This window comes from Vibrio gangliei, from assembly GCF_026001925.1.
GTDB classification, from domain to species: Bacteria; Pseudomonadota; Gammaproteobacteria; order Enterobacterales; family Vibrionaceae; genus Vibrio; species Vibrio gangliei.
On sequence record NZ_AP021870.1, the window covers coordinates 146,271 to 172,396 of the forward strand.

22 protein-coding genes are annotated in these 26,126 nt (G+C 41.9%); 14 read left to right on the forward strand and 8 right to left on the reverse strand.

All coding sequences use genetic code 11. From position 1 onward, the window contains the following. Positions 1 to 184: 184 nt before the first annotated feature. Complete coding sequence (locus tag Vgang_RS12680; RefSeq protein WP_105901220.1) at positions 185 to 910, reverse strand: oligogalacturonate-specific porin KdgM family protein; 726 nt, start codon at positions 908 to 910, stop codon at positions 185 to 187. 471 nt (positions 911 to 1,381) lie between these two features. Here Vgang_RS12680 and Vgang_RS12685 point away from each other — a divergent pair, with 471 nt between their 5' ends. The 9 genes from Vgang_RS12685 to Vgang_RS12725 all read left to right on the forward strand — a co-directional run bounded on the left by Vgang_RS12685 (position 1,382) and on the right by Vgang_RS12725 (position 12,666). Further along, a complete protein-coding gene (locus Vgang_RS12685; RefSeq protein ID WP_105901221.1) occupies positions 1,382 to 2,266 on the forward strand; it encodes a carbohydrate ABC transporter permease in 885 nt (294 codons plus the stop codon). A gap of 2 nt (positions 2,267 to 2,268) precedes the next feature. Beyond that, positions 2,269 to 3,183 carry a carbohydrate ABC transporter permease gene (locus Vgang_RS12690; RefSeq protein ID WP_105901222.1) on the forward strand — a complete coding sequence of 305 codons (915 nt, stop codon included), beginning with the start codon at positions 2,269 to 2,271 and terminating at the stop codon, positions 3,181 to 3,183. A 17-nt stretch (positions 3,184 to 3,200) separates the two neighbouring features. Then, a complete protein-coding gene (locus tag Vgang_RS12695; RefSeq protein ID WP_105901223.1) occupies positions 3,201 to 4,337 on the forward strand; it encodes an ABC transporter ATP-binding protein in 1,137 nt (378 codons plus the stop codon). A 22-nt stretch (positions 4,338 to 4,359) separates the two neighbouring features. Next, the gene (locus Vgang_RS12700; protein WP_105901224.1) at positions 4,360 to 5,640 is read left to right on the forward strand and encodes an ABC transporter substrate-binding protein; all 1,281 of its coding nucleotides are present in this window, start codon (positions 4,360 to 4,362) and stop codon (positions 5,638 to 5,640) included. Between the two features lie 169 nt (positions 5,641 to 5,809). Then, the gene (locus Vgang_RS12705; protein ID WP_157945994.1) at positions 5,810 to 6,856 is read left to right on the forward strand and encodes a pectinesterase family protein; all 1,047 of its coding nucleotides are present in this window, start codon (positions 5,810 to 5,812) and stop codon (positions 6,854 to 6,856) included. Positions 6,857 to 6,882: 26 nt separating this feature from the next. Continuing rightward, positions 6,883 to 8,511 carry a pectate lyase gene (locus Vgang_RS12710; protein ID WP_105901226.1) on the forward strand — a complete coding sequence of 543 codons (1,629 nt, stop codon included), beginning with the start codon at positions 6,883 to 6,885 and terminating at the stop codon, positions 8,509 to 8,511. Positions 8,512 to 8,515: 4 nt separating this feature from the next. Then, positions 8,516 to 9,928, forward strand: coding sequence for an EmmdR/YeeO family multidrug/toxin efflux MATE transporter (locus tag Vgang_RS12715; protein WP_105901227.1), 1,413 nt, complete (start codon positions 8,516 to 8,518; stop codon positions 9,926 to 9,928). 212 nt (positions 9,929 to 10,140) lie between these two features. After that, positions 10,141 to 11,682, forward strand: a complete 1,542-nt coding sequence (locus tag Vgang_RS12720) for a pectate lyase family protein (protein WP_105901228.1) — start codon at positions 10,141 to 10,143, stop codon at positions 11,680 to 11,682. A gap of 138 nt (positions 11,683 to 11,820) precedes the next feature. Then, complete coding sequence (locus tag Vgang_RS12725; RefSeq protein ID WP_105901229.1) at positions 11,821 to 12,666, forward strand: LysR family transcriptional regulator; 846 nt, start codon at positions 11,821 to 11,823, stop codon at positions 12,664 to 12,666. Here Vgang_RS12725 and Vgang_RS12730 read toward each other — a convergent pair. Then, positions 12,617 to 13,399 (reverse strand): TSUP family transporter, encoded by a 783-nt coding sequence (locus Vgang_RS12730; RefSeq protein ID WP_105901230.1) that lies wholly within the window; start codon positions 13,397 to 13,399, stop codon positions 12,617 to 12,619. The two genes, Vgang_RS12725 and Vgang_RS12730, sit on opposite strands and share 50 nt — an antisense overlap. Before the next feature lie 86 nt (positions 13,400 to 13,485). Continuing rightward, entirely contained in the window at positions 13,486 to 15,012 is a 1,527-nt protein-coding gene (locus tag Vgang_RS12735) for an EAL domain-containing protein (RefSeq protein ID WP_105901231.1), read from the reverse strand. A gap of 279 nt (positions 15,013 to 15,291) precedes the next feature. Here Vgang_RS12735 and Vgang_RS12740 point away from each other — a divergent pair, with 279 nt between their 5' ends. Together Vgang_RS12740 and Vgang_RS12745 are read left to right on the forward strand one after the other, a co-directional pair. Further along, positions 15,292 to 15,480, forward strand: a complete 189-nt coding sequence (locus tag Vgang_RS12740) for a hypothetical protein (RefSeq protein WP_105901232.1) — start codon at positions 15,292 to 15,294, stop codon at positions 15,478 to 15,480. Positions 15,481 to 15,638: 158 nt separating this feature from the next. Then, positions 15,639 to 16,403 carry a hypothetical protein gene (locus tag Vgang_RS12745; RefSeq protein ID WP_105901233.1) on the forward strand — a complete coding sequence of 255 codons (765 nt, stop codon included), beginning with the start codon at positions 15,639 to 15,641 and terminating at the stop codon, positions 16,401 to 16,403. A 68-nt stretch (positions 16,404 to 16,471) separates the two neighbouring features. Here Vgang_RS12745 and Vgang_RS12750 read toward each other — a convergent pair whose 3' ends face one another. The 5 genes from Vgang_RS12750 to Vgang_RS12770 all read right to left on the reverse strand — a co-directional run bounded on the left by Vgang_RS12750 (position 16,472) and on the right by Vgang_RS12770 (position 23,108). After that, positions 16,472 to 17,566: an NADH:flavin oxidoreductase/NADH oxidase gene (locus tag Vgang_RS12750; RefSeq protein WP_105901234.1), complete on the reverse strand. Its 1,095-nt coding sequence runs from the start codon at positions 17,564 to 17,566 to the stop codon at positions 16,472 to 16,474. 160 nt (positions 17,567 to 17,726) lie between these two features. After that, entirely contained in the window at positions 17,727 to 18,257 is a 531-nt protein-coding gene (locus tag Vgang_RS12755) for an MltR family transcriptional regulator (protein ID WP_105901235.1), read from the reverse strand. A 97-nt stretch (positions 18,258 to 18,354) separates the two neighbouring features. Then, positions 18,355 to 19,503, reverse strand: a complete 1,149-nt coding sequence (locus tag Vgang_RS12760) for a mannitol-1-phosphate 5-dehydrogenase (protein ID WP_105901236.1) — start codon at positions 19,501 to 19,503, stop codon at positions 18,355 to 18,357. 77 nt (positions 19,504 to 19,580) lie between these two features. After that, on the reverse strand, positions 19,581 to 21,542 hold the full coding sequence (locus Vgang_RS12765) for a PTS mannitol transporter subunit IICBA (RefSeq protein WP_105901237.1): 1,962 nt from the start codon (positions 21,540 to 21,542) through the stop codon (positions 19,581 to 19,583). 690 nt (positions 21,543 to 22,232) lie between these two features. Then, positions 22,233 to 23,108: a pirin family protein gene (locus Vgang_RS12770; RefSeq protein WP_105901238.1), complete on the reverse strand. Its 876-nt coding sequence runs from the start codon at positions 23,106 to 23,108 to the stop codon at positions 22,233 to 22,235. Between the two features lie 294 nt (positions 23,109 to 23,402). On the opposite strand from Vgang_RS12770, the gene Vgang_RS12775 reads away from it, so the two are divergent. Genes Vgang_RS12775 through Vgang_RS12785 form a run of 3 tightly spaced genes read left to right on the forward strand, consistent with a single transcriptional unit; the run spans position 23,403 to position 26,057 of the window. Next, the gene (locus Vgang_RS12775; protein WP_105901239.1) at positions 23,403 to 24,479 is read left to right on the forward strand and encodes an ABC transporter substrate-binding protein; all 1,077 of its coding nucleotides are present in this window, start codon (positions 23,403 to 23,405) and stop codon (positions 24,477 to 24,479) included. Between the two features lie 11 nt (positions 24,480 to 24,490). Then, positions 24,491 to 25,258, forward strand: coding sequence for an ABC transporter ATP-binding protein (locus tag Vgang_RS12780; RefSeq protein ID WP_105901240.1), 768 nt, complete (start codon positions 24,491 to 24,493; stop codon positions 25,256 to 25,258). Beyond that, the gene (locus Vgang_RS12785) at positions 25,251 to 26,057 is read left to right on the forward strand and encodes an ABC transporter permease (RefSeq protein ID WP_105901241.1); all 807 of its coding nucleotides are present in this window, start codon (positions 25,251 to 25,253) and stop codon (positions 26,055 to 26,057) included. The genes Vgang_RS12780 and Vgang_RS12785 overlap by 8 nt, the downstream gene beginning before the upstream one ends. Positions 26,058 to 26,126: the final 69 nt, after the last annotated feature.

A 26,126-nucleotide genomic window follows, 5' to 3' on the forward strand; every position in this document is an offset into this window, starting at 1 on the left:
TACCAACACATGCATTTTTACAACATGGCCAATAAGCCTTTTCCGGTTTTGGTTTCATCACGCATTAAACAAAATGAAGAGGATGCGGAACCTTATTACTGCGAAAGCATAAGGCGGTTGCGGATCATTTTTATATGTTTACGCGAATGAAATATAAAGATGATTGGTTTAGTTATTTGCCCTATTAGTAGCTGTAAACCAGGCCGACACGGTAGCGTGGGCGCCAATCGTCTTTATCATCGTCGCCAGCTGCATTTTTATCGGCAGGTGTGACACCAATTTCAACAAACGGTGCCCAGCCACCACCAATACCGGTGTATGTGATTTTGCCGTTGATTTCAGAAAAACCGTATTTCTCACCATTCCACACTTCTTGACCTTCTTGCTTGATGGTGTAATCAGTACTTAGACCGAATTTCCAATCTTGAACACCGTTATAGCCTGCCGCTAATGTGATTCGGTTGTAGTGAGAGTTTGGTTTGCCAGCGGATGTTTTGAAGTTTTCATAGTGGTAACGATAGCGGATAGAGGTTGAAATATCGTCTGTTGCTTTATAGCCAAGGGTCAAGTTACCTTGGTAGCCGACTTTATCGGCACCAGATTCTAATTTAAATTGTGGTGTTAGGCTGAAGGTATCGTTAATTTTCCAACGGTAACTAATGTTAGCTTGCTGTCCGTTACCACTCATATCGCCGTAAGCATCTTCATTATTACTCTTCCATTTTGCTTCGACTTCAAAGCCAATACCACTTTTGAAGCGATGGCTTACTGCAATACGGTCAGCATGAGCACTGTCGTTTTTATCACCATATTCTGGTTTCCATTCATGTCGAATATTAATTGAAGTCGCAGAAGCGGCAGTGGAAGTCACTGCGAGAGCTAATAACGATAGAGTTAACATCTTTTTCATATTATAGTCCTTTATTTGTTTTGTTGGTTAGCATTGGAAGAATATATAAAAAATAAAATTTTATTTATTAACTCCTGTTAAATGTGATCCATGAAACATTGTTTTAAAAATTAGGATAAATAATTTTGAAATTGATCATTAATTTTATCCCCGAAAAAATACAGAGCATTAACGATTTGTTAACTGCTTGATTTATCAATTAGACTTTAGTCTGCATTTTTGAAAAATTATATTTATCTACCTAGGTATGTTTCAATTTTTATGAAACTAAAACATTGTGTTAGCTAGTTTTAACTAGATCACCAAATAACTGAAACATCGTTCCATAAATGATCGAGGCGATCACAATTACGTTTTTTGCCTATGGATGAACTATTTTATCTCGTCTATTTTAAACCTGCTATTAAGGTGCATTGATAAGGGTGATATCTAACTTAGTAGTATCTAATAATTAAAACTGAGGACAAGGAAATGTATGAAAATCGTAAGCTGGGTTTAGCATACTTATCTCCCTACATTATCGGGTTGATACTGTTTACTGCTTTCCCTTTCGTATCGTCATTTTTGATGAGCTTTACTGATTATGACTTGATGACCACACCAAACTTTGTGGGCGTTGAGAACTATCGGTACATGCTTCTTGAAGATGGCACATTCTGGAAATCAATGAACGTGACATTTTTGTACGTTTTCTTGACCATTCCAGTAAAACTGGCTTTTGCTCTTCTTATCGCTTTTATCTTGAACTTTAAACTTCGTGGTATTGGCTTCTTCCGTACTGCTTATTACATCCCGTCAATTCTAGGTAGTAGTATTGCTATCGCCGTTTTATGGCGTGCATTGTTTGCTATTGATGGTGTGCTGAATGGACTACTTGGTGTTATCGGCCTCGATCCAATCAACTGGTTAGGTGAACCTTCATTTGCACTCTTTTCTATCACTTTATTACGTGCGTGGCAGTTTGGTTCGGCGATGGTTATTTTCTTAGCTGCGCTACAAAACGTACCACAGTCTCAATATGAAGCGGCCATGATTGATGGTGCAAGTAAGTGGCAAATGTTCATGAAAGTGACGGTGCCTCTTATTACCCCAGTTATTTTCTTTAACTTCATTATGCAAACCACCCAAGCATTCCAAGAGTTTACTGCGCCATACGTAGTAACCGGTGGCGGCCCGATGAAATCAACGTATTTAATCTCACTATATATATATGAAACAGCATTTAAATACTTTGATATGGGATATGGTAGTGCTTTGGCATGGTCTTTATTTGTCGTCGTAGCCATATTTACAGCAATTACATTCCGCTCATCAAAATACTGGGTTTTCTACTCTGGCGATAAAGGTGGGAAATAACAATGAATACTATAGCTACGAAAGATAATAAAATGAATACTTCAGTAGAAGCTGCAAATGCAGAAAATAATCGAACTATTCGTCGTGAAAAAATTAATGCATTTATTCGTTATTCTGTATTAATCATTGTTGGTTTTATGATGCTGTATCCACTTTTATGGATGTTTACCGCAGCATTTAAGCCAAACCATGAAATTTTCACTTCAATGAGTTTAATCCCAAGTGAATGGAGTTTAGACGGCTTTATCAATGGCTGGAAAACCGGTACAGAGTTTACCTTTGGTCATTACATTATTAATACTTTCTTATATGTATTGCCTAAAGTGTTTTTTACTGTGGTGTCTTCAACCATTGTGGCGTACGGCTTTGCTCGCTTTGATATTCCATGGAAGAAGTTTTGGTTTGCAACATTAATTGCCACCATCCTTCTACCACAAACGGTGCTATTGATTCCTCAGTACCTAATGTTCCGTGAGATGGGGCTATTAGATAGTTATTTGCCGCTGTATTTACCACTGGCATTTGCAACACAGGGCTTCTTTGTCTTCATGCTCGTGCAGTTCCTACGTGGTGTACCAACGGATATGGAAGAAGCCGCCATGATTGATGGTTGTAACTCAATGCAAGTGTTATGGCATGTGGTGGTCCCTGTGATCCGCCCAGCGATCATCTCTGTTGCTTTGTTCCAGTTCATGTGGTCGGTGAATGACTTCTTAGGCCCACTTATCTACGTATCGAGTGTAGAAAAATATCCAATTGCGCTTGCTCTGAAAATGTCCATCGACGTGACAGAAGGTGCTCGTTGGAATGAGATTTTAGCAATGGCGTCTATCGCAATCATTCCTTCCATCGTGGTGTTCTTCATGTCTCAAAAATACTTTGTTGAAGGCGTCTCAAATAGCGGCATTAAAGGTTAATTTCGGAGTAATAAATCATGGCTCAAGTTAAATTTAAAAAATTAGAAAAAGTATATTCCAATGGTTTTAAAGCGGTTCATGGCATTGATCTAACGATTCAAGATGGTGAGTTTTTAGTGATTGTTGGCCCATCAGGCTGTGCGAAATCAACCACATTACGTATGTTGGCGGGGTTGGAAAATATCAGTGGTGGCGAAATCCAAATTGGTGATCGTGTGGTGAATAACCTGGCGCCAAAAGATCGTGGTATTGCGATGGTATTCCAAAACTATGCTCTTTATCCACACATGACTGTTGAAGAGAACCTAGCGTTTGGTTTGAAACTGCAAAAATTGCCAAAAGAAGAAATTGAACAGCGTGTTAAAGAAGCGGCTGCAATCTTAGAAATTGAAGATTTGCTCGATCGTCTTCCACGCCAGCTTTCTGGTGGTCAAGCCCAGCGTGTCGCGGTAGGGCGTGCGATTGTGAAAAAACCAGAAGTGTTCTTGTTCGATGAACCTCTATCGAATCTGGATGCAAAATTACGTGCTTCGATGCGTGTTCGTATCTCGGATATTCACAAACATTTAAAAGCCAGCAATAGCCCAGCAACCTCAGTGTATGTGACGCATGACCAAACCGAAGCGATGACGATGGGAGACCGAATTTGTGTGATGAAGCTAGGTGAAATCATGCAAGTGGATACCCCTGAGGAGCTTTATAACAATCCTAAAAACATGTTTGTCGCCGGCTTTATTGGTGCGCCGGAAATGAACCTCAATGAAGTGACTTTAACCGAAGAAGGTAACGATTTGTATGCTGAATTAGAGGGTCAACGCCTTTTAATTTCAAAAGAGAAAGCTGGAAATATCAAATTAAATGGCTACACCAAAACGGTATTTGGTGTGCGTCCAGATGATATTACCGTTGCTACAGATGAAGACGATGATTCTAACGTGTTACGTGGCGATATCATTCGTATGGAGAATATGGGGCATGAGGTGTTTGTTTACTTCAAAGTGGCAAGTAAAACATTAACCGCTCGTGTGCCTGTAGATGTAGTCAAAAGCCGTGTCGGTTTTGGCTCAGAAAAGAATGTACGTTTCAAAGTACAAATGGAAAAAACTCACATTTTCGATGCCGTATCAGAAAAAAATATTTCATTAGATAACTAAAACTATATTTAAAGGACTGATTATGAATAAACATCTAATAACGACTGTCACTACACTTGCTCTTGCGGTGGCTTCGGCTAACGCATTTGCAAAAACGGAATTACGCATGTCTTGGTGGGGCGGGAATGAACGTCACCAAGCAACTAACGCGGCGTTAGAAAAATTCCAAGAGAAATATCCTGATATTACAGTGAAAGGTGAGTACACAGGTTGGGACGGCCACTTATCTCGATTGACAACGCAAATTGCCGGTAACACTGAGCCAGATGTGATGCAAACCAACTGGAACTGGATGCCTATCTTTTCGAAAGACGGGAACGGTTTCTATGATATGAATTCCCTGTCGAAGGAGCTAGGGGTTTCTAATTTCACCGACGCTTCGATCGAAATGAGTACTAATGCTGGTAAATTAAACGGTTTGCCTGTGAGTATGACGTCTCGAGTTTTCTATTTTAATAAAGACACTTGGGCTAAGGCGGGACTTGCTTATCCGAAAAATTGGGATGAGTTGATGCAAGCAGGCCAAGTATTTAAAGAAAAATTGGGTGAGAAATATTACCCACTCGTCATTGAAGCCCGTGATGTGTTTGCAATGAACCGTTCTTATATGATTCAAAAACACAACAAAGACATCATCGGCACTGATGGTATGTTGAAATTTGATCAAAATGAAATGAAAGAGTTCTTCCAATTGTATGCAGATCAAGTGAAGAACCATGTGTTCCCATCCACGAAAGAGTTCGCTTCATACGGTCGTGGTAACCTTTATGAAATGCGCCCTTGGATTGAAGGTGAGTTCGGTGGTGTGTACATGTGGGACTCTGCGATTGCGAAATATGCCGATAACCTAAAACCACCAATGCAACTTGAACTAGCCGATTACCCAATGGTAGACGGTGCGACGGATGCAGGTTTGCTGTCTCGCCCATCTATGCTGTTCTCAATTGGCCGTAATACTAAGCACCCAGAGGAAGCTGCAAAATTAATTAACTTCTTACTCAATGATCCTGATGGTGTTCAAGCGCTTGGGTTAAGCCGCAGTATTCCATTGAGCAAAAGTGGCCTAGATATTCTGACTAACAATGGTCAACTGGATAAATCTAGCTTGCAATACTTGGGCTATCAACAAGCTCTGAATGTTCCAACGAAGATTGTGACAACGCCATATACGGATAATGCGCAATTAATGGAATTATTCAGCGAAGAAATGCAGCACATTGATTACGGTAAATCGACACCTGAAGAAGCCGCGCAAAGTTTCTTAAGTAAAGGTAATCGTTTATTGAAAAAATTAACCCGTTAATAATGTGATTTTTATATTTACGCTTTTTACATTGTAGTTGTGATCCACATTCCCTACCTCTATACGGGGTAGGGCTTTTTTCAGAACCCTGCCAGATCTCCGATATTCAATGAATAAAAGCAGAAGAATAGGGCAAGGCGATGTTGTTCTGTTATGGAGAAACGTATTTATGGAGAATGAGCGACAAGTTGTGGTATCACCAATGCCGCTACAAGGTCATTTTACTTCTATCCAACAAGCGTTGAATTCATTCCCTGATGATGGGCAAGCCTATCAAATATTGATTAAACCTGGCGTGTATTATGAACGGGTTAATGTCACTCGCGATAATGTACACCTCATCGGCTACGGCCAAGAAAACACCATCATTACTGCTTCTTGCTATAACCAACAAATTCAACATGATGGCAGTATTCCAGGCACTTATGGCTCAAGAACCGTGTGTATAGACGCAAAGCAGTGTTCAGTCAGTCAATTAACCATCCGTAATGATTTTAAATTTTTAGAAAACCAAGCTCGACCTGAGCGTTTAAGAATTCGTCACACTCAGTCTGTTGCTTTGTTGATTGGTAATCATGCTGACTGCGTTCACTGTGAACAGGTTCAGCTTGAGAGTTATCACGATACCTTATTCATTAATGGTGGTCGTAGCTATTTTCATCGTTGCCGGATTAGTGGTGCGATTGATTTTATTTTTGGCGCAGGTCAGGCGGTATTTACCCATTGTGACATCGTGGCGCGTAACCGAACTGATGTAAAAGGCGATCATGTCTATGGTTATGTCACCGCACCCAGTTCGCCTAAACATCAACCATTAGGGTTTGTTTTTCTGCAGTGCAAATTATTAAAGGAAGCCGGTGTGCCTCAAGGCAGTTATGCGCTTGGCAGGCCGTGGCACCCAACCAGTCAGTTTTACGATGGACAATATGCTGATCCAGATGCAATCGGCCACTGCGCTTTCGTCGACTGCTTAATGCAAGATCATATTTTTGGCTGGGATAAAATGTCGGGTAAAGGTAAGGAAGGCGATGTTGTCTGGTTTTATCCGCATGAGTCCCGCTTTGAAGAATTCAATAACTTTATCATCAACGCAAACCAACAGATTGAAAATAAAAGAATACTGACTTATTCGCTTTCAGATGAACAGCATAAGAATCTGATAGAGAGAGTCAAACAATGCTTATCTCCTTGGTTTCAATCTTCATATCAATTTTAGATTTCATCTTATTTTAGGAGTTTTACATGGCACGACAATCTTCCCTTAGATTAATGACGGATTATTATCAGCACATCCTCGATCGTTTCTTAAATCAAGAGTTATATGTGCTGGCTGATGGTGCCGATACACTCAATGATAAGCCCGTTTATTGGACTTACCCAGATGGTAAGAAAGTCGTAATGAGCAACTTTGCCAGTCAACAAAATGTGCTGCGTGGATTAGTGAGTTTATCTGTAATTAGCGGTGATTCACATTGGCAGGATGTGGCACATAAAATGGCTAAGCAGTTTTTAGACAATTACACCGATGCAGAAAGTGGCTTATTTCATTGGGGTGGGCATCGTTTTATCAATCAACAAACCGGTGAAATTGAAGGGCCTGCCAGTAAAGAGCGCGTGCATGAATTAAAGCATCATTTTCCGTTTTATGAATTCTTGTACCAAGTGGATGCAGAAAAAACGACTCAGTTCTTACACGGTTTTTGGGCGGCGCATGTGTTGGATTGGCAAAAACTCGATTTAAGTCGTCATGGGCAATATGGCGTGGCGCCAGTAGAAAATGTATTTACCCATCACCAACCTCAGCCGGTGGTAGACCCAACGCAATGGCCCCAGTTACCCGAAACAGTCGGTTTAACCTTTGTGAATGCCTCAACAGATTTGATTTACGCGGCGACTTTTTATTCTAAATACAAAACCGAAGTGCACGCGGAAATGTGGGCGAAGCATTTGTACAAACAGTTTGTGTTGGCGCGTCACCCAGAAACAGGGATGCCGGTGTATCAATTTTCTTCACCGCTGCAACGCGAACCTATCCCTGATGATGACAGCCTGACTTATTCTTGGTTTGGAGACCGTGCGAAGCGTCAATTTGGCCCTGAGTTTGGTGATATTGCGCGTGAAGCGAATGTGTTGTTCCGTGATAGTTGGCCGGTGGTGGTGGATAACCCGTTGGCAATTTTAGAGTGTGCAAAGCAAACTGGTGATGAAGACATGTTGGCGTGGGCCGTAAGTGGTATTAAGGCTTATTTCAAACACGCTTGGGATATGATGGAAAATAAAATCGTCCCAATGTGGAATAGTGGCCATGACATGACGGGCTATGTGTTCCCGCGTGATGGGTATTACGGTAAGAAAGGCACAGAACTAAAGCGTCAAGATGTGGATCCTGCCTACCTATTGCCACTTATTCGAGCCTCTATTGCCAGCAAAGATATTGAGATAAGAGAGCTGACAGCCACCATGTTCGCCCGCTTTGAACTTGGCCTCATTTCACCGGATACCATGTGGCTAACGGAAGTGAATACCAACACACAGATTGCCTCTCCGTATTTGTTGTTCGCTTTGCTCGATCTGCATGAAAAGACAGGTCAAGATAAGGTATTAATGCTAGCAGATTCTATTGGTAAGAATATAATAGATAAGCACTTTCATCGTGGCTATTTCTTACCATCAGAGCAACATCGTTTTGCTCGTTTTGATGACCCTGCCTCTTTTGCGCTCATTGCACTTGAAGCCGCTCACCAAGGGAAATACGCCGATATTCCAAGACACATTTCTAATGGCGGTTATTTACATGGCGAAGTGAGCCTAGGTGACCGTATTGAAACCGTGTACGACCGAGATATTATTTACGGAGTAACCATAGAGTAGAGGCATGAATTTCCCTTTTTCGTCTTTAAAAGATCGCCCATTAACGATACGTAAACGCCATAAGGTTTTATTAATTCGTGATGTATTTCCTTTAGCGTGGCCGATTTTTATTGAGCTGTTATGTGTCGTGTTAATGGGCATCATTAGTACGATTTTGGTGAGCCGTCTCGGCCAAGCCCAAACCGCCGCAATTGGTATTAGCGACAGTTTTACCTACATCATGTACTCGGTTCTGGCGGCCATTGAGCTTGGCGGCACGGTGATTGTGGCGCAATCTTATGGCCGTAGGAACAGTGAGCAAGCGATTGATCAAGCCAGACAAACGATCAGTTTGAACACATTGATTGCCGTTTTGTTTTTGGTTGTTGTGGTACTCGGTGGTAAGCCTTTGCTCGAAGTGGTGGCTTATGGTGCGGAACCGGAAGTCATTCATCTGGCTGAAGTGTATTTGGCCTCGATGGCGCTAAGCTATCCTGCTCTGGCCATTACTTTGGCGGGCAGTGGGGTGTTACGTGCTGTAGGGAACAGTAAGTTGCCAATGCGAGTTAATATTCTCACTAACTTGCTCAATATTGCGTTTAGTTACCCGTTGATTTACGGGGTGGGCGATTGGCAAGGTTGGGGGCTGCTTGGCGCTGGTCTGGGGGTTTCTCTAGCTCGTTGGGTGGGCGCGGGTATTATTTTGGCGTATTTGGCGAAAAACTCACGTTTTGTTATTCCATTTAAACTGTATTTCACTCAATTTAGCCGCAAAACGTTAAGCGATATTTTGGGTATTGGTATCCCTGCTAGTGTGGAATCACTGATGTTCAACATTGGCAAAATGATCACCATTCTTATGGTGGCGGGCATGGGCACCGTTGCGATGGCAGGTAACGTGATTGCGTTCTCGATTATCTTAATGATCAACATTCCAGGAAACACACTTGGCATGGCTGCAACGGTGATTGTCGGTAAACGTTTAGGGCAAAACAGACCTAAGATGGCGCAGCAAGAATTGATGTTGATTTTCGTGGCATCCACTATTTTATTAGTGGTTTCAACCTTGCTCTTTGTGCCATTCATTCATCAAATTGCCCAACTTTATACCTCAGAAGAGTCAGTCATCGATGTGGTGGTGAATCTGTTTTATCTGAACGCGCTCTTCATGCCTATTTGGGCGGCATCCTTTGTGCTTCCTGCGGCGTTTAAAGGGGCAAAAGACGTGAAATTTACCATGTGGGCAGCGATCATCAGCATGTGGGGCTGCCGCATTTGCTGCGGTTACCTCTTCGGTGTGGTGCTTGGTTTTGGAGTGTATGGGGTATGGATTGGCATGTTCAGCGATTGGATTGTACGCGGTTCATTATTTTTTATTCGTTTGTCTAAACAAAAATGGCTGGCGAGGTATTATCGCGATAACACAACGATCAGTTAAATATCATTGAAGTCTGAAGCTCTCTATAAACCCCAATCAGCGATGGTTGGGGTTTTGTTTTTAGTGTTGTTTTACTGACCTTTCATTCATTTGTTGTGATCTTTTTAACAAATTGTCATTTATGAACCATTGTTTTGAAAATAATAGCTATGCTTTTCATTGATGTTTTTACTCAAGACATCATGGACTTTATGAAAGGATGAGAATGAACAATGAATAAAAATATAATGAAAACGAAACTCGCCCAAAGTATGACTTTTGCTTTGCTATTTGGTGCCTCGAGCGTTGTGATGGCTGGGCCTGTTGGTTATGCCAGCTTGAATGGCGGTACAACCGGCGGTGAAGGTGGTCAGGTTGTGTATGCGACAACAGGTACAGAGATAAACCAAGCCATGTGTAGTCGTGAGGCTGATGATACACCGTTGATCATTTATGTTTCTGGCGTTATCAATCATGGAAACACGGGAAAAGTATCAGGAAGCTGTGATACCACAGGCGATGAAATTCAATTCAAACGTGTCAGTAACATTTCTCTTATCGGGACAGGAGATGGGGCTTTATTTGACGAAATTGGTATCCACTTACGTGAAACGTCCAACATCATTATTCGTAATATTCATGTACGTAATGTAAAGAAATCGGGTTCACCCACCTCTAATGGTGGTGATGCCATTGGTATGGAAACCGATGTTCACAATGTCTGGATTGATCACAATGAATTAGAAGCCTCTGGCGGTGAAAAAGATGGCTACGATTCTTTGATTGATATGAAAGCGGGCACTCAGTATGTCACCGTCTCTTATAACTATATTCATCACTCTGGCCGTGGTGGTTTGATGGGGTCGAGCGACAGTGATACCGAGAATACTTATGTGACGTTCCACCATAACCGTTATGAAGATATTGATTCTCGCCTACCTTTACTACGTCATGGTACGGCTCATGCTTTCAATAACTATTATGATGGTATCGAAAAGTCTGGCATGAACCCACGCATCGGCGGGCAAATTAAAGCGGAAAATAATCATTTTGCCAATGCACAAAACCCGATAGGCACCTTCTACACCGATGATATGGGCTTTTGGGATGTCTCTGGAAACATTTTTGAAAATGTCACTTGGGTTGCAAATGATACTAACCATCCAGCAGGCCCAGATCCGGTTTCGACGACTTCCATTTCTATCCCATATAGTTATTCATTAGATGATGCTGAATGTGTTAAAGATATTGTGCTTGCTACGGCTGGGCCTAATAACGGCTTTGCAGTGTCTGATGGTGATTGCAGCGTTGAAAGTGGTGGAGACACTGGAAACGGCGGAGATACAGGCAATGGTGGCGATAACGGTTCTGGCGGTGAAGACGGTTCAGGTGGTGATAATGGTTCAGGTACACCGTCAACAGAAAATCTCGCTTTAATTGCTGGTTCAGATGGTTCAAGTAAAGGTCACGGCAGCTATGGTGATGTTCGTGATGGTGATATGAGTTCGTATTGGTCGCCATCAAGCTCTACTGGCCGTATTTCTTTGAAGTGGGGTGAGGCGCAAACAATCAGTACCGTGATCATTCGTGAAGCCGCTGGATTTGAAGGCCGTATTACCAGCTGGACATTAACTAATAATGATAATGGTGATGTGCTAGCGACAGGGTCTGGAGCTGGTACGATTACTTTCTCTGCTACCACATTGAACAAAGTGAATTTCAATATTACTGGCTCGAATGGAACACCAGCAGTTGCAGAGTTTGAAAGTTATTAAGCCTTAGTGCTCTAAGACTAAATTCATTTTTATCATTACTTTTTCAAAGCGCTCAAATTGGGCGCTTTTTTATATTTTTCATGTTTGAGTCAATTTAGTATATCTTGTTATTACCTATTCCTAACTAGCATCAATGATATGTTACTTGAAGGTATTGAAACTTTACTGGTATTAGAAAGCGAAAAAACCATGAGCCGCGTTGGTAGTCAGTTATACATTAGTCAGTCGGCGGTGAGTAAGCGCATTGCTTTGCTTGAAAAAAAACTGGGTAAGAAATTGATTGTACCTGACGGTCGACATGTAAGGTTGACACCGGCGGCTAAAGAGCTGATTGCGAGTGTCGGCCCTACCTTTCATGAATTACAAGGGCGGATCTATGAGCAGCATGACGTGCAAGATCAAACCATCATTCGACTCGACTGTTCAGAAACGCTTGTAGCAGGGTATTTATCACCGATGATGGGGGCTTATTTTCACATCGATAGTGCTATTCGTATTAGTACTCATCATACGCCAAGAATTGTAGAGCGTGTTCAGTCTGGTAAGGCAACCATTGGATTCTGCGCTGGCGATTTGCCGGCCCAGCATGGTTTAAAAGCCATTCGACTGTGTGAAGAACCGTTCGTTCTGGTGAGTAAACACGTATTGCATCAATTACCATCTCAAGTGATCACCAACGACCTGACCAACCCAGCCAACCGCTATCAGCTCGATGTACTGACTCAGCTTGGCATTGAGCCAACAATGGAAATGGATTCTTATACCGCGGCAGCACAATTAGCCTTAGGAGGGGTATTAACGGCACTCGTGCCATTGTCGATTGTTAAAACCCTGCAGATTGAAGAACGTTTTTGCTTTTATTTTGAGGAGTTGAAGCCATTATTTCGGCCGGTGCATTTATGCTGTCGGCCGAATATTTATAGCCATGAGCGAGTTAAAAAATTGATAGAAGCCATTGCTGATGCTGTTCCCACAGGAGCTTAAAGGCCATGGTCATCGACATAATAATCACCAGAGGGCGTACCACTTTTTGACCATTACCCAGCACGACTTTGGCGCCTAGTCTTGCCCCTAGAAAGTTACCGACGGCCATGGTTAAACCCAACTCCCAAATGGGTAAGCCCGCCATGATAAAAAAGGAGAGAGCCGCAATGTTTGAAGTAAAGTTCAAGATCTTGGTTTTTGCGGTGGCCACCACGAGACTACAGCGGCCAATAGCGACAAAACAAACAGCGAATATCGAGCCTGTACCTGGGCCTAAAAAGCCATCGTAAAATCCAACGCTTGTGCCTATGAGTAGTGCAAATGCCGCTTGAGATAGCTTGGCTTTCTCATCGGGCAATGGTGTTACAGAAGATGAAAACAAGAAGTAGCTTGAAATGGCAATAAGCACAATGGGAATAATGCTCATTAATAAATCTGGTTTGATGACTTGTACCGCTTCAGCACCTAGAGCCGAACCGATAAAAGTGCAAGCGATAGATAACCACATGGATTGAAGTTTCACCGTACCGCTGCGAATGAAATATAAGCTTGCTGAAAAACTACCAAATGAACTTTGAAGTTTATTGGTCGCTAACGCTTGTGCAGGGGGGATACCTGCCGCCAACAATGCCGGCAAGGTTAATAAGCCACCGCCGCCCGCCATAGCATCAATAAAGCCTGCCAACATCGCCACTGCGACCAACAGAGCCATGATCTCAATAGAAAGTTCCATTTTGAGTAACCAAAGTTTGATGAGAAAAGATGGCGAGACTATATCATTGAATTTTCAGTAAGATTAGCAAAAGGGTGGAATTGCACCTATTCCAAAATTTCATCATTTATAGGTGATGTCTCAGAAACTAATTTTACGGCTTCGCTTAGTGATAAAGGCTTATAAAATAAGAAACCTTGTAGATACTCGACTTTATGCTTTATCAGGTAGTCGGCCTGTTGCTGCGTTTCTACGCCCTCCGCTACGATTTGTACCTCCAGATCATGAGCAAGCTGAATAATATTATTCAATATTGGTGCGTTTACCGATTCCACTCCAATGGTATTGATAAAGCAGCGATCAATTTTCAAATAATCAAAATCAGTATCTTGCAGTACGGCAAGGGAGGTATGACCGGTACCAAAATCATCAATAGCCACCACAATACCGAGTTTACGAATATCGGTTAACACGCGTCTGCCAGCTTCATCCAATAATTGACGCTCGGTAATTTCAATACATAGTTGAATATTTTGTGCTTTGAATCGTTGGGCCAAATTATGAAATCGCGAGATACAATTGGGCTGTGACAGGTAAGTAGGAGGGACATTGATTCCTAAATGAAAATTCATATCCTTGTGAACTTTGTCTTCCCAATCTTTGAGCGCTTGCTCTAATACAAAGTCAGTGACGGCATTGATTTGCCCATGTTGCTCAGCCAAAGGAATAAAAATATCAGGTCGGATTAAACCATTATTTGGATGATTCCAGCGAATTAGCGCCTCCACAGCCCCTATTTTGTCGGTTTTGCTATCAATGAGCGGTTGATACACTAGATAGAATTGATGGTTTTTTAATCCTTTTTTAAGATCTTCAATTAAGGAGCGACGACCTTTAGCCCAAAATGAAATCAGATAGAAAAGAACTGAAATGATCAAAGAAATGGGAATGGCACTGAGTAGATAAATGGTTCTTTTTTCACGTATGAGTTTTTTACTTGGTTCAACGTAGACTTTAAAATGCATGTCTGTCGATTGAGCGGAGACATTATAGTCGTGTGGGTACTGAGTGTTGATCTCCGGGTAATACAATCCTGAAGCAAATAAGTGAGAATCGGATACACGGTCATCAGAATTGACGCCAAGCCTTATATTCAGGTAGGCGCTATCAATGATTGAAAGCGCAAATCGAGTGGGATTATTTTTATCCTGATCGACAACGATTAAGCTACGTTGGTGATATTTTGGCAAGTCGTATAAAAATTCGCCATGCTGAAGAAGGTTGCTTGGGATTCGATACTGTTCGAAGTGAGTGCCGGTGACCGAGCGTTTTGACGAGCAAGTTATTTTGCTATTTTCAACGAGAAACATTTCTCTCAAATAGGCTTCGAATAATAAATCGTGCTGTATCTGTTTGCAGTTTTGAGCATCATAAAGCGCTTGCTGATTTTCATCTCTTAGTTCATTAACGAGTACTTCGATTCGACTTACATAGGTCGTGGCGACCAACTGTAATGTGTTTTTAATGCTCAACTCGCTGAAGTAGACGCTCATTGCCAAAATGAAAGGTAGGGGAGCCATCAAGGTGATGATAACTTTTCGAAAAGCGGTTGGGCTTATGGTTGAGTTTGGCATGTATCCGTGCTCTTTATTGCAAGCAAATGTATTCCCATTTGGGGTAAGAATATGACACTTCCACTTGCCGTATTGTCATTCAATTATCGGGAATAAGAATCTTTAATTATTTGACCATTATGTTAATCGGGTTAAAGAGAAAAACCAAGATAATACTCCCACTAAAACTGTAGGTTTTGATTCAGATAGCAAAAATTTAGCAAGGTGAGAACCGCTATACTACACTCAGCATGATAGCAAGGTGGGCTTGAATGGAGCTTTAACGAGCGGGAGGCTAGCATGACTCATGAAGACCGTATCGAAGATCTTGAACATCAAATCTATATTGCTTATGCAGAAGGTGATTACCAACAAGCGACTCAACTTGAGAAGCAGCTGAAAAAAATTCGTGGACATTCAATGCAGCACAGAGAGCATTTGAGTGAACCTTATTCTCTAGAAGGGCATGTGTTTGTTGATGATGATTAATCGTTGTAAGCAATGATTCATGACTATACGCAAAGTGGCGGCTAATGTTATTTAGCCGCCACTTTTTTTATTTGTTGCTAAGCCCTACGTTGTTACTCACATAAATGGCAAAATTTAAGCTAGAATACGGCTTTCTGATAATACGATACAAAATAAATATGATCGGTTTGTGGTTATTCTTTGCGGTTGTGAGTGTGGTGATTCTGCTGCACCACTTATTGACACGAACATTTGCGAATAAAATCTTTCGTAACCCCTTCTCTAAATTTCTGTTTTATGTTTCTGCGATAATTGGTACCCCCATCCATGAAGCATCTCATGCATTAATGGCGATCTTGTTTGGGCACAAAGTCCATAAGATTTGTTGGTTTCAAGTCGGTAAAGATGGTCGGTTAGGTTATGTTGAACATAATTGGAACCGTCGTTCTTTATATCAATCAATCGGATGCATTTTTATCGCCTTAGCGCCATTAGCAAGTGCATTTGCGGTCATCACCTTGCTTTATCATTTTATGAATATGCCAAGCCTGCCAACGTTTGTTTTGGATGTTGATGTGGCCAATGTTTATACCGTGAGTATGGCTGCCTTACAATATTGTTGGCATGCGAGCGAAGTGTTACTCAATCACGCATTGAGTTCACCCAGGGCCGGATTGAGCTTATTGGTTGCCTCTTTGATTTGTTTTCATTGCATACCGAGTAAGGCCGATTTTAATAACGCGCTTAAAGGTTCTGTGATTGTAATCGCTCTGGTTACGGTGCTATGGGGGCTTTCGCTATACTTTAATTTGTTTCATCAACAGTGGATGTTGGCTGCGTTTAACTTCTCTGTTAATGTGTCGAGCTTTGTCCTGATCACTTCGGTTTTATCAATGTGTTGGTGGTTTATCTTAGTTTTACCAAGCGTAATTTTAAGATCGTGATTTATTTTTTAAGCCTCAACGGTTGATAGACCATTCGTTGAGGCTTAGTGGTTGAAAAATGTTAGTACTTACTTATCGGCGAAGGTATAACGTTCTAACCAATGAGCGTAAGGTGCAGGAAGAATCCAAGAAGGTTTTTCAACGTTGAGTGCTTTTGCCAAACGATAGGTGTAATGAGGGTCTGCCAAGTAGGCTTTGCCTATCATGACTTGATCCATTTGGCCTTCAGCGACAACGCGTTCTGCATCTTCGGGTTTATCTATACCCCAAGCAGACGCTACCGGTAGGCCTGTTTCTTGGCGTATACGTTCTGAAATCGGTGCAAGAAACGCGGGGCCCCAAGGCACTTGAGCGGTGGGCGTGTTAAAACCAACGCTGACATTCACCATATCCAAACCATTCGCTTTCATTGTATTGAGCATGGCGACGGACTCTTGCAGCATGGTTTCATCTTCGCCATCAAATTCAACCACACCAAGACGAATAGTCAGAGGTAGATGCTCTGGCCACACTTCACGTACCGCGTTGAACGTTTCCACTAAGAATAGTGAACGATCCTGACCATATTGATCATCACGCTGATTGGTATGACGAGAAAAGAAACTTTGTGCTAAATAACCGTGAGCAAAATGCAGTTCTAGCCATTCAAAGCCGGCTTCTAATGCACGTTTAGCGCCTGCTACAAAATCTTGCTTCACACGTTGAATGTCATCAAGCGTCATGGCTTTTGGTGTTTTTGGTAAATTGGCACCAAAAGCGATGGCTGAAGGGGCGATGGTGTCCCAGCCTTGAGCATCAGATGAATCAATATGATCATCGCCTTCCCATGGAATATTAGCGCTGGCTTTACGGCCTGCGTGGCCAATTTGAATGCCGGCAACGCTGCCGTTTTGTTTGATGGTCGTGGCTACTTTCGCCAATTCATTTGCTTGCTCATCATTCCAGATACCCAGGCATTTTGGCGTAATACGACCTGCTGGTGATACGGCTGTCGCTTCGACAATCACAACACCTGCGCCGCCACGAGCAAGACCAGCATAGTGAATGTGATGCCAATCATTCGCCACACCGTCGATTGCCGAATATTGGCACATAGGCGGAACAGCAATGCGGTTTTTTAATTCAATGCTTTTAATTGTTAAAGGTTGGAATAATGCAGACATAAGCTTCCTTGGTTTCAACCATGAAATAAATAGTGGAAACCAGTATAAGAGAGGCGGGAAGAATATTTGAATGACTTAATACAATATTGAATATGATTTCAGCGCATATTTAAAAGAGTGACCGAATCTGCTCAAGTACGATCAATTGGTCAAAGTACGGCTAGAAAGGGCTGTCTTTTTTCAACTCATTACACATCTCAACAATGGCAAGCGAGAGCCCGGACTTGATAACTTGTTGCTGTCTTTGTAACTGCATTTGATAAAAATTTAAATCAATATCGCCATCTGGCTCTGCAACATGCAACGAAACCATATTCATACGGTTTGTTAAATGGAGAGATTTAAGATACTGAATGATGGTGGGATCAGTAAATTCATACTCTGAACCATCACTGTTGAGTTTGTTTCTTATTTTGATGATATCTTCAATATCATGATAAATATCATCGGGTAGTACACCAAGGCCAAACAACAGTTTTAGCCGGACGGTGAGATCACCAAGTGGGCCAGAATCTTGCAGTAACGGGCCGACGACGGATTGTACGGCAAAGTTATCCTTGCGGAAGATCCTTTTAATCAGCGCATCAATCGACTCATTAAAAATGTCTACCGTTTGAATAAAGAAACCTCGCACAGTCGGCGTTTGGTTTAGTCGTTCAAGAATGTCAGTTTCGTTTAGTTCTTCGCTCATTACTTCTTCTAAATTTCATTAGGAGCCTAAGTTAGGCTCCTAAACGTTGGTTTTTAAAGTCCGTTTTCTAAAGCCCGGCACTTTATAAATAGTGCTTTTATAACTCTTGGTATAGTTTTTCTATTGTTTGAATTTCACGGCTGTGTTCATCAAGGCCAGTATAATGCGCTAATGCTTTTTTAATACCTTGATCTTGAATAGATTTTTGTAACTCAACGGCTTGTGGGTCCGTATCATTACGGTATTTACAAGCGGCTGCAATCCCTTTTAATAATGAAATATTTTCTGTACCGTATTCAATTGTGCCAAGTAACGGTTTGATCAAACGGTCATTGGCTCCAAGTTTGCGGATTGGCTGACGCCCCACACGGTCAACTTCATCGACTAAATAAGGGTTAGCAAAGCGATCTAGGATTTTATTGATGTAGGCGGCGTGCAATTCGCGATCAAATTGATAGCGTTGGATCAGCACCTCACCACTTTCAAACATGGCTTGTTTTACATCAAAATAAATTTCAGGGTCCTCAATGGCTTCACGGATGGTTTTATGTCCTTTTAGACAACCTAAGTAGGCCGTAATGCAGTGACCGGTATTCAACGTGAATAGTTTACGTTCAACAAAGGCCATTAAGTTATTGGTTTTTTCCATCCCTGCAATGTCTGGGATTTCACCCTTAAACTGCCCTTCATCGACGATCCATTCGCTAAAGCTTTCTACGGTCACTTCAAGTGGATCATCGTTAGCCGCTTCGGCTGGTGGCACAATTCGATCGACCGCTGAATCGACAAAGCCAATCAATTCATCGGCTTGATTATGAAGGCTTGGAGCGAGATATTTATAGACTTCACCTTTTAGATGAGTGGTGCCTCGAACCATATTTTCACAAGCAATGATATTTAGCGGTGAGGTGTTGCCGGCTTCAAATCGCTTAGCAATGCCGGTTGCTATGGTTTTAGCAATAATATCAAGTACATTTGGACCCACTGCTGTTGTGACGAGATCCGTATGAACGATACGCTCAATGACATCGTCACTTGCCGAGTTCACCGCCGTTACATGGCTGACGGTATCAATTTGGCATTTAGAGCCTACTACTTTGACTTTATATTCTTGTTTGTGACTGATTTGATCAACCAATGGGGCGTTAACGTCTGCAAAAGTAACTTGAACATCAGCATCTGACAGTAGTTTACCAATAAACCCACGGCCGATATTTCCTGCACCAAAATGAACTGCATTTTTCATAATAAATTCCTACGATTAAACTTTTTGGGTGAGGCCAGATGTATAGGGGAACACCTGACCTCTAATATGAGAGTCAATTAAGCGGCTTGGTTGCCTTGCAGTATTTCTAATACTTCTTCTACATCATCTGTTGACGTTAATCTCTCAATAGCATCAGGGTCATCTAACGCATTTGTTATCGTAGTAATTACTTGAATGTGTTCATCATTTTTAGCTGCAATACCAATGACAAGTTTAGCAATCTCATCGTCGTCTTCGCCAAATTGAACCCCTGATGGGTACTGGCAAATGACGATACCGGTTTTGAGCACACGATCTTTTGCTTCGACTGTACCATGTGGCACAGCAATAGATTCGCCAAGGTAGGTCGAAACTAGTTGCTCACGTTCGAACATGGCATCAACGTATTCAGGTTCAGCATAGCCGAGTTCAACTAACTGGCTTCCTGCAAAGCGAATGGCTTCTTCTTTATTGCTAGCCATTAGCCCAAGGTGAATATTCTTGCGCTCAATAGTAAACACAGAGGTTGGTTGTTCTTCATAGCTATCATCATTTGCAGCAAGAATGGAAACTTTTACCACTTGATTATCGTTTGCGGCTTCTGGGCGCTGAGTAGCCAATAGTTTAGTGACAAGTTGGTTGTACATGTCGCTATCTAAGAAGTTAGTTAATGAAATATGGTGTGCGTTTGGCGCGTGTTTACGAGCTCGGTCTGTTAAGTCTTTATGAGTGATCACGATATCAGCTCCTTCTGGCAAATTATTAATAGCAAGGTTGGTCACATGGATGTTAAGGCCCGCTTGTTGAACCTTTTTACGCAGTAAGCTCGCTCCCATTGCACTGGAGCCCATCCCCGCATCGCATGCCACTATGATGCTATTTACTTTTGCTAAATTAACGGTGTTTGCCAAATTAACCGTTTTGTTTGAATCTGAAGATTGACCTTTAGAGGCTGACTTCATGTTGTTCATTTCCGCCGTTGCTTTATCCAGCGCAGCTTTATCACCATCTTCTTCGGTAGTCTTTTGTGATTTCATCAGTACTACTGCAACGGTAAATGAAACCGCTGTCGCTGAGAAAACAGAGCAAAGAACACCAATTAATGAACTGCTTGGAGCCAGTAGTAAAATTGCGAAAATTGAGCCTGGAGATGCTGGAGATACGATACCTGCATCAAAAATATTCAGGACAAATACGCCCGTCATACCGCCGGCAATTGCCGCTAAAATCAAACGAGGATTCATCAAAATATACGGGAAGTAGATTTCGTGAATACCGCCAAAGAAATGAATGATGGATGCACCGCCAGCGGTTTGTTTCGCCGTACCTTTGCCAAAAAACATGTATGCCAACAGAATACCTAGTCCAGGACCAGGGTTCGATTCAATTAGGAAGAAGATTGATTTACCTGTATCCGCAGCTTGCTGAATACCTAGTGGTGAGAAAATACCGTGGTTGATGGCATTGTTTAAGAATAAGATTTTTGCAGGTTCTACAAAAATAGAAGTGAGAGGTAGTAAGTGGGCGTTTACTAAAAAATGTACCCCTGATGCCAATCCGCTTGAAAGCACTTTGACAAATGGGCCAATTAACATGAAAGCAATGATGGCGCAGATCATACCAATAATGCCGGCAGAGAAGTTATTCACTAACATTTCAAAGCCGCTTTTAATTTTGCCTTCGACACGTTGGTCAAATGCCTTAATGGCCCAACCACCCATTGGGCCTACGATCATCGCGCCCATGAACATAGGTATATCTGTTCCCACAATGACACCCATCGTGGTAATAGCACCAACAACAGCTCCTCGTTCACCACCGATTAATTTACCGCCGGTATAACCGATCAGTAAGGGAAGTAAATAAGTGATCATTGGGCCAACCATGGAAGCTAACGTTTCATTTGGTAGCCAACCAGTTGGAATGAATAAGGCAGTAATAAATCCCCACGCGATGAATGCTCCGATATTGGGCATGACCATGTTAGAGAGGAAGCGACCAAAATTTTGTATCTTGATCTTAGCATCAGGTGATATCATATCGACTCCCGTTTGATGTTCTTAATTATTTTGTTGTGGTAAACGGTTCGCGAAAACCGTATTGGTTGCTTAGTACCCAATCAATTTACCACACAATTTTAAATAAGAACTGATAACGGGTTTTTTGTGATACCCCTCATGTTTTCTGCTGCACTTTTTCAATTTTGTGCGATCTACTTATCAATATTATTTTGTAATTTACTTACAAATCCATAACGTTAACTTTTTAGCCAAACTTTTAGTGATGGTGGTCACATTTTCAGTATTGGCTGTACTAATATTTATTGTGATCATTGTCACCAAATAATCATTAAAGATCTTTTATGGAATCTATGATGTGATCTAAATCACTATTGCTTAATTGTTTTATTGCGTGAAATAAATGACTCATCTTTCATTCAATCAAAATGTAGCTTTCTTTCATTGTATTGGCTTGGTGAATGTATTGGTAAAGTGATTAGAGCGAGGTTGTTTAGTGGCAGCAGAACTAGAATTTTAAACAAAAAAATCCCTGCTATTAGGGAAAAGCAGGGAGTGGCTTATTATGATGCGAATCAGAAGCACAAGGTATCGTGATTATTTTCTCCTGGCAGTTATAGCGAGTGAATGAATCACGATAGTTAAATTGTAGACCTTGATCACAGGTTATGTTCATGAAGATTCTGTGATATTGGCCTAGGCGATTTAATTTTAATATTGGTGAAATTTACCCGCTTGGTAATCGTTTATTGCTTGGTTAATTTCATCCATGCTGTTCATCACAAAGGGGCCATAGTGTACGACGGGTTCATCAATAGGCTGACCAACAAAGATCAATAATCCTGCATCGCTGCTTGCTTCTAACTGGATGGTATCCATCGTGTTATTTTCTAAGCTCGAAGCTGGCATGATGGCGAAATCAGATTGCTTTAGTGATTTCCCGTTTACATTGATCTTGCCTTTATAGACATAAATCATCGCATTATGTTGGCTTGGTATGTTCAACGAGATTGATTCATTTGCTTGAGTTTTCCAATCCGCTACGGTTGCAGGTACGCCGGTGTCCATCAAAGGGCCTTGTAGAGCTTTTCGATTGACTTCAAGAGCGCCCGCTAACACACGCAGTAAGCTGCCATCCGACAAATATTCTTCTGTGATGGTTTCAGGCTGAAAATCAAAGTATTTAGCTGGTTTCATTTTGTCGCGTGCAGGCTGGTTTATCCAAATTTGGAAACCGTGCAATTGGCCTTCTTCCATAATTGGCATTTCGCTGTGAATTACGCCTTGTCCAGCCGCCATCCACTGTGCACCGCCACTACGCAGTTCTCCAACATTTCCCATGTGGTCTTTATGTTGAAAGTGACCATTCATCATATACGTTAGCGTTTCTATGCCACGATGTGGATGAGGAGGAAAGCCTCCAACGTAATCTTTTTTATCATCGGCTTTTAATTCATCCATCATTAAAAATGGTGAAAAATGCTTGTTATTAAAACCTGCCACACGCTGGATTTTCACGCCATCCCCATCAGATGTGGGTTGAGATTGCATAACAAGACGGACTTCTCGAATATGAGCTTGAGTCATAATAACCTCGGGTTTATGTCATTGATGTAGTCATTTTAGTGAAAATTGCATTAGTGATGAGATCAGTGCATGCACTAACTTGTTCGAAAAACTTGAATAAGATGTCGTTGCTTTCAGGTCGTTGTTTTTGGGTCTGCGGTGGGTTTATGGAGCGGATGTGACGTAGAGGATTGATCCACCCTGATAAATGGCTTAATTTAGCTATTTGTTAATAAATAATTACAAATAGACCTAAATGCATGTGGAAATTGGACTCACCACATTGTGAATGAAAATGTATCAGAAGGAATTGCCATGTCTCTTTTAAACTCCGCGGGTTTTATTACTGCGTCTCCCCAAGAAAATAAGCGTTTACTTTCTATAATACTTAGTTCTTTAACTTTAGTGAGTGCTTTGTTTTCTCATACTGGTTATGCAGCCGATAAAGAAATTACGGTTGGCGCATTACGCTTTACTAGCCATGCGGCCACCTTTGTTGCGGTTGAAAAGGGGTATTTCAAACAGCAAGGGCTGGATGTGAAATTGAAGTTCTTCCAAGCCGCACAACCAATGGCAGTGGCGGTCGCTTCACATGATGTGGACTATGCAGTAACGGCCATGTCTGGTGGCTTGATTTCATTGGCAGATAAAGGGGCAGTTAAAGTCATTGGTGGTTCGCTTTCTGAAGATCCTAAAATTGATGGTCAAAAGATTGTCGTTTCAAATAAAGCTTATGAAACTGGCCTAACGGATCCGTCTAAGCTGGATGGTAAAACTTGGGCTATTTCTCAAGCAGGCTCTTCTTTTCATTACGTTGGCGCACAAATTGAACAGCTAGAAGGCATTAGTTTAAAGTTTAAGCCTCTACAAAAAGTGGGTGCGATCATTGGCGCAATGAAAACCGGTCAGGTGGATGCGTGGTCGATTGTGCCACATATTGCTAAACCTTTAGCGGAAAGTGGAGCTATCCATATTATTGGTAATGTGTCTGACTTTTTACCAAATTATCAAGTAACGACCATCTTCACTTCGACAAAAAATGCACAAGATGAACGTGAACAAACTCAAGCATTTCTAACGGCTTTAGCCAAAGGCGCTGCTGATTATAACGCCGCCATGATTGATAAAACGGCTGGCAAACAAGCACAAGACGATATGGTGAAGTTGATTCATAAATACATCTATACCGACCAACCACTAGAAAAAGCAGCCCCAAGTATCATTAATGGTTCGATGCGTTTGAATGCCGATAACTACTTAAATATGGCTTCTTTGCAAAATCAGTTGGATTGGTTCCAAAAAGAGAAAATGGTGAAAGCAGATATCAAATTGGGTGATGTGGTTGATAGCAGTTATGTGAAGACTGTGGATGATTCAGCTCAAGCGCAATAGGGCACGGGTAAATGAATTTAATCATTGAAAACCTAAGCCATAATTATGGTGAGATGCAGGTTTTAAAAGACATCTCATTAGATATTCCTACGGGAAAAATTGTTTGTATTGTTGGACCATCTGGTTGCGGTAAATCGACATTATTACGCATGATTGGCGGCTTAGAGCAAGCTGACTCTGGACAAATACTTCAAGTAGGCGAACCTACGATAGATTGTTTAAATCCACTGACTTACGTCTTTCAAGATTTTGCTTTGCTGCCTTGGCGAAGTGTGGAAGGCAATATCAGTGTGGTGTTGGAAGATCATAAACTGCCTCGTGCTAAGCAAGAAGCCATTATTGCGGATGTATTGAATCGCACCAATCTCACGGATTTTCGTAAAGCACTACCGAAACAGTTATCTGGTGGTATGAAGCAGCGTGTCGCCATTGCACGCGCGTTAGCGGTTAAGCCTGCTGTGATGCTGATGGATGAACCTTTGTCCGCACTTGATAGCCAAACTCGAGAGCTTTTGATGGATGATTTGGTTAATCTGTGGACGAATGAGCCTTTTACAGCGGTCTATGTGACTCATAATCTCAACGAGGCAGTTCGATTAGGGCATAAGATTGTCGTGTTATCACGCCGTCCTGGTCGCATTCATGAAGTGGTGGAGATTGATACCCCGCTTAATCAAAGACACAGTAACGATGTGAACTTGGCTGAAAAGCAATCCTACTTATGGCAATTAATGCGTGAAGAAGCCTTAGCCGCAGAAGGAGAGTTGATTGATGGATAATATTTCTCCAGGTGCGAAACAAACCCCCGTACCTTTTCGTGGCGGAGGTTTTGCGCCGAAGTCTAAGCCTTGGGTCGGTGCGATAGTGTTTATTGTGTTGATTGCTTTACTTGAATTAGGAACTCGCAGCGGATTTATCTCAACGTTAACCGTGCCTCAGCCATCGAATGTGTGGCATACCTTTGTCGATTTATATCAAAGCGGAATGTTGTGGCAACAGCTATTGCCTTCTCTCACTCGCCTTGCTGTTGGGGCAACCATTGGCGTATTACTTGGGATTAGCCTTGGGATTATGATTGGATTATTTTCTTTAGCTCGAGCTGGACTCGTCCCGTTGGTTTCAGCGATTTTCCCAATCCCTAAAATTGCCTTATTGCCACTTTTTGTCATTTGGTTTGGTATCGATGAAGCATCAAAATATGCATTAATTGCTTTTGGTACGTTTACCCCAACCGTAGTCGCGACTTACGGTGCTGTGGATAACGTCGACCGTTCGTTAATCCGAATGGGGCAAAGCTTTTCCATGTCGTGGTTTTCAATTGTGCGCAAAATCGTATTACCTGGAGCTATGCCCGGTATTCTATCTGGCCTGCGTGTCAGCCTTGCTATTGCTATCATCTTGCTGGTGGCCGCTGAAATGCTTGGCGCTGAATATGGTATTGGCGCTTATATTCTGGAAGCTGGATCGTTATATGATTTAGAACGATTGTTCACGGGCGTGGCGATCTTGTCTTTGCTTGGTGTGCTTATCAGTTATGTGATTACATTGCTAGAGAAGCGGTTATTGAAGTGGCGGTAAGGCTAAATTTAGTAATATCAATAGAATATATTGACCATTAAAAAAGAGGTGACAACAAACGCTGTCACC

Coding starts and splice junctions, on each gene's coding strand:
- Vgang_RS12680 (WP_105901220.1), bottom strand. CDS start 910: ATGAAAAAGATGTTAACTCTATCGTTATTAGCTCTCGCAGTGACTTCC.
- Vgang_RS12685 (WP_105901221.1), top strand. CDS start 1,382: ATGTATGAAAATCGTAAGCTGGGTTTAGCATACTTATCTCCCTACATT.
- Vgang_RS12690 (WP_105901222.1), top strand. CDS start 2,269: ATGAATACTATAGCTACGAAAGATAATAAAATGAATACTTCAGTAGAA.
- Vgang_RS12695 (WP_105901223.1), top strand. CDS start 3,201: ATGGCTCAAGTTAAATTTAAAAAATTAGAAAAAGTATATTCCAATGGT.
- Vgang_RS12700 (WP_105901224.1), top strand. CDS start 4,360: ATGAATAAACATCTAATAACGACTGTCACTACACTTGCTCTTGCGGTG.
- Vgang_RS12705 (WP_157945994.1), top strand. CDS start 5,810: ATGGAGAATGAGCGACAAGTTGTGGTATCACCAATGCCGCTACAAGGT.
- Vgang_RS12710 (WP_105901226.1), top strand. CDS start 6,883: ATGGCACGACAATCTTCCCTTAGATTAATGACGGATTATTATCAGCAC.
- Vgang_RS12715 (WP_105901227.1), top strand. CDS start 8,516: ATGAATTTCCCTTTTTCGTCTTTAAAAGATCGCCCATTAACGATACGT.
- Vgang_RS12720 (WP_105901228.1), top strand. CDS start 10,141: ATGAATAAAAATATAATGAAAACGAAACTCGCCCAAAGTATGACTTTT.
- Vgang_RS12725 (WP_105901229.1), top strand. CDS start 11,821: ATGTTACTTGAAGGTATTGAAACTTTACTGGTATTAGAAAGCGAAAAA.
- Vgang_RS12730 (WP_105901230.1), bottom strand. CDS start 13,399: ATGGAACTTTCTATTGAGATCATGGCTCTGTTGGTCGCAGTGGCGATG.
- Vgang_RS12735 (WP_105901231.1), bottom strand. CDS start 15,012: ATGCCAAACTCAACCATAAGCCCAACCGCTTTTCGAAAAGTTATCATC.
- Vgang_RS12740 (WP_105901232.1), top strand. CDS start 15,292: ATGACTCATGAAGACCGTATCGAAGATCTTGAACATCAAATCTATATT.
- Vgang_RS12745 (WP_105901233.1), top strand. CDS start 15,639: ATGATCGGTTTGTGGTTATTCTTTGCGGTTGTGAGTGTGGTGATTCTG.
- Vgang_RS12750 (WP_105901234.1), bottom strand. CDS start 17,566: ATGTCTGCATTATTCCAACCTTTAACAATTAAAAGCATTGAATTAAAA.
- Vgang_RS12755 (WP_105901235.1), bottom strand. CDS start 18,257: ATGAGCGAAGAACTAAACGAAACTGACATTCTTGAACGACTAAACCAA.
- Vgang_RS12760 (WP_105901236.1), bottom strand. CDS start 19,503: ATGAAAAATGCAGTTCATTTTGGTGCAGGAAATATCGGCCGTGGGTTT.
- Vgang_RS12765 (WP_105901237.1), bottom strand. CDS start 21,542: ATGATATCACCTGATGCTAAGATCAAGATACAAAATTTTGGTCGCTTC.
- Vgang_RS12770 (WP_105901238.1), bottom strand. CDS start 23,108: ATGACTCAAGCTCATATTCGAGAAGTCCGTCTTGTTATGCAATCTCAA.
- Vgang_RS12775 (WP_105901239.1), top strand. CDS start 23,403: ATGTCTCTTTTAAACTCCGCGGGTTTTATTACTGCGTCTCCCCAAGAA.
- Vgang_RS12780 (WP_105901240.1), top strand. CDS start 24,491: ATGAATTTAATCATTGAAAACCTAAGCCATAATTATGGTGAGATGCAG.
- Vgang_RS12785 (WP_105901241.1), top strand. CDS start 25,251: ATGGATAATATTTCTCCAGGTGCGAAACAAACCCCCGTACCTTTTCGT.